We start from the raw sequence: 7,585 nt of genomic DNA, 5'->3' as shown, positions 1-7,585 counted from the left end.
TCGACCATCGCTTCCCGGTAGCTCCCATTCCCAGTGTCAGGGTGGCCACGAGCCTTGAGCTGAGCCATCAAAGCCATAGCCACTTCATCCTCCTCTTTCCCGATCGCTCGCCCTACCCGCAGTCGCGATGATACCTTCTTCCCCTTTCATCTGGCAACCAAAATCTGCGGAACTATAGTTATAAACGTTTCATCATTTTATCATTCCCCAGAGCGTTGTCAACTTACCCATCGGATCGACGGGCTGCAGATAGTCTCCGAGCCTGTAATCTATGGGCGGCATAATCCAATCCACCGTATTGGCGGCCGAGTAGTGGAGTATGGTGAGGCGGATCATATCCCCGTTTTTGACCCCCAGGCTTTTCAAGTTGCACTTGAGCTCATACTTATTTGCCACCACGACGGCGTCCACCACCGCTCCGGGCACGTCATGGTCCTGATCTATGTTCGCCGCATCGGGCGCATATCCCTGTATCCCGACACCCTGATAGACCCCTTGTTTGGTCTCGACGCTTATGTAGAAATCCACGCCCAGCGGCCTTTCATGCGGTGGATACGGCGCCTCCTTATCCGATTGGATTCCGGTATCGTAGTTATTATCGGCATCGATGACGGTCTGATATGCTCCCCTGCTGGTCTTACCGTTGGCTATGTCGTCCTTAACCGTCACGTAGACGTATAGGAACTCATCGTCGTTGGCGATCCTGCAGCTCAGGATATCCAAGGTGGGATCATCCGGCCCACCGAACGTATCGCCCTCCGGATCGGTATACTCTCTGACGCCTTCCCAGTCGTCGAACTGGCCGTCGATCGATATCTCGATCTCCTTCCCGGATGAAACGGATATAGCCGCTAACAAAAGAAAGGTTAAAATAGCGGTTTTTCTCATCCTCTCCTACCTCCGCTTTGAGAACTTACCAGATATTATACCATGTCAGGGGGCGTATCCCAACTCCCTCAGGTCGCGCGGGTTGCGACGCCAACCCTCCTTCACCTTGACCCATAGATCGAGATAGACAGGTGAACCGAGGAAGGCCTCTATCTCGCGTCGCGCTTCCATACCTATCTTTTTAAGCATGTTTCCTCCTCTCCCGATTATTATCCCCTTTTGCGATTCCCTCTCCACGTAGATCGTCGCCCGGATATAAGTGGCTGCCCCTTCCTCCCTCTCTTTGAACTCCTCTACGAGGACGGAGGAGGCATATGGTATCTCCTGTTTTGTTAGGAGAAAGACCTTCTCGCGTATCGTCTCGGCGACGAAGAACCTCAGGGGCATATCGCTAATCTGATCCTCAGGATATAGCTGAGGTCCCTCGGGCAGGTATTTCACTATCACGTCGATCAGTATATCCACGCCGTCGTTTTTAAGGGCGGAGATCGGCACGATCTCGGCGAAATCCATCTTATCCTTGTATGAGGCGATCATAGGCAGAAGCATCGGTTTGGATACGAGATCTATCTTGTTCATCACCAGGATCACGACCTTGTTCGATTCACGTAGCATCCTCAGTATATCCCTCTCGCTTCTCTCCTTCGGCGGGCGGGAGACGTCTATCATATAAAGTATCACATCGGCGTCATTCACCGCCCCTCTGACCGCCTCCTGCATATACTCCTGCAGCTTATATCTGGGTTTCAGCAGGCCGGGAGTGTCGAGAAATATGATCTGATACTCATCCGTGGTCAGGATGCCGGTTATCCTGTTACGGGTCGTTTGGGGTTTGGGCGTGACTATTGAGAGTTTCTCCCCAAGCATCACGTTGAGCAAGGTCGATTTGCCTACGTTCGGCTCGCCGACTATGGAGACGTATCCGGATCTCATATTCCATCCCTCCAAAAGCTTCGAGATTCTGCCTCTCCCACTCGATCGCCAAGGTCATTATACACCATAACAGGCGGCGCGCTCAAGGCGGGGAGCATGAAATGTCCATGAATCTTTTCCCGAACATCCCGCCGCCCAATTTCGTCTAATGGGTTGAAAGACGAATTAAAAGGAGGAGGTAGTACAAATGAAACCTATAACGGTGATCATAACCGCTCTGCTGGCTATGATAGCCATCGCCATCGTCGGAGCCACCTTTCAGCTTACACAGGCGCAGCCCCCGAGACCTCCTGGTGCTTTCAGGATGATGCAGGCCATCGAGAACACATGGGCGGCTATTGCCTTCGAGGTAAAGGTGGATAACAAAACTCTGGAGAAGATTCGACCGCTCTTCCAAAAGGCATGGGACGATCGCAAGAAGCTGATAAGAGAATCGGCAGGTAACTTCGACGCTATGATGGACGGAATGGCTAAGATCAAAAAGGACCTGGATAAGAAACTCAGAAAGGCTCTGACGAAGGAGGAGATGAGGAAGTTAATCGAGTGGGAGAAGTTACAACAGAGGCGACCGCCGAGACGTTGAACGTTTAACGTCTCAACGTTCTACGCATCCATGAAACGGCAGGTGATAAGATGAGAAAATGGATTGTTATCGGGATCGTCGTAGTGGCACTTGGAGTGGGGGCGTTCCTCGGCAGGGGAAGGATATTCTCAAGGCCCGAAAGCAAGGCATCCGAGATACAGACGGCGATCGTCAAACGAGGTGATATCACCGTCACGGTGGAGGCCACGGGAACCATAGAGCCTCTGACCATCGTTGAGGTCAAATCCAAGGCGAGCGGGAAGATCATAAAGATGCCGATTGAGGAGGGTGACACGTTGAAGGAAGGGGATCTGATAGCCGAGATAGAGAAAACTTATGTCCAGGCCGATGTGGATAAGGCGCAGGCTGATTTAACCGCCGCAAAGGCACGCCTTGCTCAGGCGGAGACCAGTCTCGAACTTCAAAAGCAGCAGTATGAGATACAGCTTAAACAGGCCGAGGAGAGGGTGAAATCAGCCCAGGCTCGGGTCGATCAGTTGCGGGTGGAGATAGAACAGGAAAGGGAATCAAACGCACGGGCCATCGAGGAGGCGAAAGCCAACCTGGAATCGGCAAAGCTTCAGCTCAAACTGGCCCAGGAACCCCGAGCTGAGGAGGTGAAGAGGGCCGAGGCAAACGTGGCACAGGCGAAAGCCAATCTGGATCTGGCTCGGGCAGAGTATGAGAGGGCCAAAGCGTTGTATGATCGGAAGTTCGTTCCTAAATCTGAGCTGGACTCGGCCAAATCCAAGCTGGACACGGCCCAGGCCCAGTATGACTCGGCCCTTGAGCAGTTGAACATGGTGAAGAATCCCTCCAGGGAGGATGAGATAAAGCTGGCGCAGTTGAAAGTCAAAAAGGCAGAACTGGCCCTCACCTCCGCTCAGGAGAGGGCCAAAACCAGTATAGCCTCGCTCCAGAAAAGCCTGGAGCAAGCCATCGCCCAACTTGAGGAGGCTAAGGCCAATCTGGAATCGGTCAAGGCCAATCAGGCACAGATCAAGCTGAGAGAGAAGGACGTGGAAGAGGCCCAAGCCAGCGTCGTCCGGGCAGAGGTGGCCCTCAAATCGGCCCAGGACAGATTGGCCGATACCCTCGTTACCGCACCGATATCGGGGACGATACTTAAGAAATACGTCGAAGAGGGGCAGGTCATCTCATCAAGCCTCCAGGCGATAGCCGGTGGGGGAACTCCCCTGGTCACGATGGCCGATCTGGGAAGGGTCTACGTCAAAGTTGACGTGGATGAGACACAGATAGGATATGTGAGACCCGGCCAGCCGGTATCGATCGTGGTGGACGCCTATCCCGATAAGACCTTCGAGGGCGTGGTGCTCAAGATAGCGCCACAGGGTGAAACCCTACAGAACGTGACCACCTTCAAGGTTACCACCGAGATCAAAAACCCATCCGGAATACTGAAACCGGGGATGAACGCCACGGTGGAGATCACCGTCGCGGATAAGAAGGGGGTGCTTCTCGTGCCGAACGAGGCCATCAAGGAGATCAGAGGTCGAAAGTTCGTTATCCCCGTGGTAAACGGCAGACCGGTAAGACCCAGGATGATCGAAACTGGCGTCACCGACTACGAATATACTGAGGTGATATCCGGCCTCTCGGAGGGAGATGTGGTTATGATCGGCGGCTTCCCGAAGCTCAGTGAAGGAGAACAGGTCCCTCCCTGGATGCGAGGAAGTAGAGGGCTGATGGGAACCTTCGGACGGATGCAGCGGGAAGCCCAGAGAAAACAGGGCGGAGGAAGACCGCCGGGCCCGCCACCGCCTCCGCCGCCGAGGAGGTAGAGAGGGATGATCGTGATGGAGGATATACACAAGATCTATCTCATGGGAGAGGTCGAAGTTCCAGCGCTGAGGGGGGTATCGCTTGAAGTTAAGGCCGGAGAGTTCGTGGCCATCATGGGGCCCTCCGGTTCCGGGAAATCGACCCTGATGAACATAATCGGATGTCTGGACGTCCCCACGAGCGGCAGATACTGGCTGGAAGGCGTCGAGGTGAGCGGGCTGAACGATAATCAGTTGGCCGAGATCAGAAACAGGAAGATAGGATTCGTCTTTCAGACCTTCAACCTGATCCCCAGAGAGAACGTAATCCATAACGTGGAGCTGCCCATGATCTACAGCGATGTGCCCGAAAAGGAACGGATTGAAAGGGCACGCGAGATGTTGGAGACGGTCGGTCTTGCACATAGGGCGAAACACAGGCCGGCTGAGCTATCAGGAGGCGAAAGACAGAGGGTGGCTATAGCCCGTGCCCTTGTGAACAACCCGTCCATCATCCTCGCCGATGAGCCTACGGGAAACCTGGACTCCAGAACGGGGGCGGAGATCATGGGTATATTCCGGAGACTAAACGAAAACGGGATAACCATCGTCTTAGTAACTCATGAGCGTGAGATAGCATCATACGCCCATAGGATCATTCACCTGAGGGATGGAGTGATAGAGGAGGAGGAAAGGGTATGAGAATTAAGGAGAACCTCCGCATCGCCTATAGAAGCCTCATGGCCAACAAGACGCGCTCGCTCCTGACGATGCTGGGGATAATCATCGGGGTCGGCGCCATCATCACCATGATCTCAATCGGCAGAGGCGCGAGGCAGGACATATCGGAGAGGATAAAATCCCTCGGCACAAACGTGCTGGTGGTAACTCCAGGGGCGCAGCGAAGAGGCGCGAGGGTTTTCGGCAGAGGAACGGTCAGAACGCTGAAAATCGATGACGTCGAGGCGATAGAGAGAAGGGTGCCGTATATCACGGTGGTCGTTCCGGAACTCGCCGGAGGAGCTCAGATAAAATACAAGGATAAAAACACCAACGCCCCGGTCGTGGGAACCACCCCCGAATATCAGGTGGTGATGAACTTCCATCCCGAAAAGGGCTCCTTCTTCTCCGATCTCGATGTGCTTTATATGCGTAGGGTCTGCGCCCTCGGCAAGACGGTGGTGGAGGATGTCTTCGGAGATGAGGATCCTGTGGGCAAGACGATAAGGATCAACAACATACCGTTCAAGGTCCTGGGTGTGATGGAGGAGAAAGGCGGTCCGCCGTGGAGGAGCCCTGACAACTGGATCATCGTCCCTGTTACGACAGCTCAAAAGCGACTGCTGGGCACCGATTACCTCCGCGCCATAAACGTCCAGGTGGTCAGCCAGAAATATATGGATGAGGTCGAGAAAAAATTGGAGAAGGTTCTGAGGATACAACACAAGTTGCCGGCAAATAAAGAGGATGATTTCAGTATTCGTCGACAGACCGAGTTCCTTGAGATGATAGAGCAGACGGGCAAGAGCTTCACTTACCTCCTGGGCGGTATAGCAGCTATCTCGCTCATAGTCGGCGGGATAGGGATCATGAACATCATGCTGGTGTCGGTCACTGAGCGAACCCGCGAGATAGGGATTCGCAAATCGGTCGGCGCCAAAAGGAGGGATATACTGATCCAGTTCCTCATGGAATCGCTGGTCTTAAGCCTGATAGGTGGAGGTATCGGGATCGCCTTCGGCATAGGAGGTTCAAAGCTTATCTCCCACCTGGCCGGCTGGAGAACGGTGGTCTCATGGGATTCCATCTCCCTCGCGTTCTTCTTCTCCGCCACCGTGGGCATCTTCTTCGGGATATATCCGGCCAGAAAGGCGGCAAGGCTCAATCCAATTGAAGCCCTGAGGTATGAATGATGGGAAAAAACCTTAAAGTGAGGTTGATCATGCGGAGATTAAGAAGATGGTGGCTTCCGCTGGGCATTTCGATGTTGATCCTTTGGTTCGGCGGGGTTCCCCCGGGTTTCTCCCAGTTCCCGTTGTTTCCGAAGTCCCCCTCAGAGGATAAACTGAAAACGCTGTTTGAGAAGCTGGATAGTATGAGTAAGGTTGATCTCTCCAAGCCTCTTACCCTCCGAGAATGCATCGATATCGCCCTGGAGAGATCGCCCGACGCCATTCTATCTCGGCTCAGCGTTATCACCTCTGAGCTCTCACTCAACGATGCCAGATCCAGATATTTCCCTCAGATCTACCTCAACGGGACCTATCTCTTCTCGGATAGGATAGAGTTCGGCTTTGAAAAGGAAAACTACGATTTAGGGCTCTCAGCCTCATACACGATATGGGATCACGGCCACAGGGAAGCGGAGGTGGCTCAAGGGAGAGAAGATCTGAAGGCCGCTCAACAGAGGAGAGAGGGTCAGATTCAGCAGATCATCTACGATGTGACGCGGGCGTATTATAACCTTCTCAAGGCGCAGAGGCTCGTGGAGGTCGATGAGGAGATATTGAGGATCGCGCGGCAGAACACGGAGAGGGTGAGGGCATTCATGGAGGCGGGGAAGAAGATAGAAGCCGACGTGCTGGCGGCGGAGGTCAGGGAGGCTAACGATGAGCTACAGCTCGTCCAGGATAAAAACAACCTCGAGATAGCCAGGGCCGACCTGGCCATGGCCATGGGGCTTGATCCGGCCAGCCGGATACAGGTGGTGGATGACACCGGATATAAAAGGTTCATTGTGCTGGGGAAGCTGGAACCGGAGGAACTGAGGCTCGATGAGGCGATAGATAGAGCGCTCAAAAACAGGGCCGAGCTGAAGGAGATGAGGGCCAAGATAAAGGCCGCTGAATGGGGGCTGTTCCTGGCCAAAATCGATAGATACCCTAAGATCACCGCCGAGTACAGCTACGATGTGAACCTGGACGATTACCTGCGGGAGAGGGAAAGCTTCAAGGATCACAGAAGCTGGAGGGCGGTTGCAAAGCTCTCATTCCCCCTGTTTGACGGAGGGGTGTCTAGGAGACGTGAACAGCGATACGAGATTCAATTGAGGGATCTAAAGGAGTGCTACAAGTCTCTCCAGCGTCAGATAATGCTTGAGGTCAGACAGAACTACCTTAACATAATGAGGACGAGGAAGCAATTGGAGATACTGGACAAACAGGTTAGAAATGCCAAGGCGAACCTCGATGTGACGACAGGAAGATACGAGCAGGAGGTGGCTACCGAGTTGGAGGTGGCTGAGGCCAGGAGCTTATACGCTCAGGCGATGACGAACAGGGTTCGGGCATACTACGACTATAAGATCGCTCAGGCGGCCCTTAGGAAAGCTATAGTCTAGCTGAGACAAGGCTAGACACGCTTAACGACTGACTCGGAGCAATCAAACCCTGAAGTCGGT

7 protein-coding genes are annotated in these 7,585 nt (G+C 53.7%); 5 read left to right on the top strand and 2 right to left on the bottom strand.

The genetic code is table 11. The features are described 5' to 3' along the window. Nucleotides 1-192: 192 nt before the first annotated feature. Both J7M22_09935 and era read right to left on the bottom strand, forming a co-directional pair. Complete coding sequence (locus J7M22_09935) at nt 193-888, bottom strand: hypothetical protein (protein MCD6506928.1); 696 nt, start codon at nt 886-888, stop codon at nt 193-195. A 45-nt stretch (nt 889-933) separates the two neighbouring features. Further along, the gene (gene era, locus J7M22_09930; GenBank protein ID MCD6506927.1) at nt 934-1,821 is read right to left on the bottom strand and encodes a GTPase Era; all 888 of its coding nucleotides are present in this window, start codon (nt 1,819-1,821) and stop codon (nt 934-936) included. A 187-nt stretch (nt 1,822-2,008) separates the two neighbouring features. Here era and J7M22_09925 point away from each other — a divergent pair, with 187 nt between their 5' ends. From J7M22_09925 to J7M22_09905, 5 genes are read left to right on the top strand one after another with little or no spacing between them, the layout of a single operon-like run. Next, the gene (locus J7M22_09925; protein ID MCD6506926.1) at nt 2,009-2,404 is read left to right on the top strand and encodes a hypothetical protein; all 396 of its coding nucleotides are present in this window, start codon (nt 2,009-2,011) and stop codon (nt 2,402-2,404) included. Nucleotides 2,405-2,454: 50 nt separating this feature from the next. Then, nucleotides 2,455-4,206: an efflux RND transporter periplasmic adaptor subunit gene (locus tag J7M22_09920; protein MCD6506925.1), complete on the top strand. Its 1,752-nt coding sequence runs from the start codon at nt 2,455-2,457 to the stop codon at nt 4,204-4,206. Between the two features lie 6 nt (nt 4,207-4,212). Next, nucleotides 4,213-4,887: an ABC transporter ATP-binding protein gene (locus J7M22_09915; GenBank protein ID MCD6506924.1), complete on the top strand. Its 675-nt coding sequence runs from the start codon at nt 4,213-4,215 to the stop codon at nt 4,885-4,887. Continuing rightward, nucleotides 4,884-6,098 (top strand): ABC transporter permease, encoded by a 1,215-nt coding sequence (locus J7M22_09910; GenBank protein MCD6506923.1) that lies wholly within the window; start codon nt 4,884-4,886, stop codon nt 6,096-6,098. The genes J7M22_09915 and J7M22_09910 overlap by 4 nt, the downstream gene beginning before the upstream one ends. A gap of 29 nt (nt 6,099-6,127) precedes the next feature. Beyond that, nucleotides 6,128-7,525, top strand: a complete 1,398-nt coding sequence (locus tag J7M22_09905) for a TolC family protein (protein MCD6506922.1) — start codon at nt 6,128-6,130, stop codon at nt 7,523-7,525. The last annotated feature ends 60 nt before the right edge of the window (nt 7,526-7,585 follow it).

It is taken from the genome of Candidatus Poribacteria bacterium (assembly GCA_021162805.1).
GTDB lineage: Bacteria > Poribacteria > WGA-4E > B28-G17 > B28-G17 > JAGGXZ01.
This window is presented reverse-complemented; position numbering and strand designations above follow the sequence as displayed.

What these genes read in the sequence shown, in the direction of transcription:
- J7M22_09935 (MCD6506928.1), bottom strand. Translation starts at nt 888, where the DNA reads ATGAGAAAAACCGCTATTTTAACCTTTCTTTTGTTAGCGGCTATATCC.
- J7M22_09925 (MCD6506926.1), top strand. Translation starts at nt 2,009, where the DNA reads ATGAAACCTATAACGGTGATCATAACCGCTCTGCTGGCTATGATAGCC.
- era (MCD6506927.1), bottom strand. Translation starts at nt 1,821, where the DNA reads ATGAGATCCGGATACGTCTCCATAGTCGGCGAGCCGAACGTAGGCAAA.
- J7M22_09910 (MCD6506923.1), top strand. Translation starts at nt 4,884, where the DNA reads ATGAGAATTAAGGAGAACCTCCGCATCGCCTATAGAAGCCTCATGGCC.
- J7M22_09915 (MCD6506924.1), top strand. Translation starts at nt 4,213, where the DNA reads ATGATCGTGATGGAGGATATACACAAGATCTATCTCATGGGAGAGGTC.
- J7M22_09920 (MCD6506925.1), top strand. Translation starts at nt 2,455, where the DNA reads ATGAGAAAATGGATTGTTATCGGGATCGTCGTAGTGGCACTTGGAGTG.
- J7M22_09905 (MCD6506922.1), top strand. Translation starts at nt 6,128, where the DNA reads ATGCGGAGATTAAGAAGATGGTGGCTTCCGCTGGGCATTTCGATGTTG.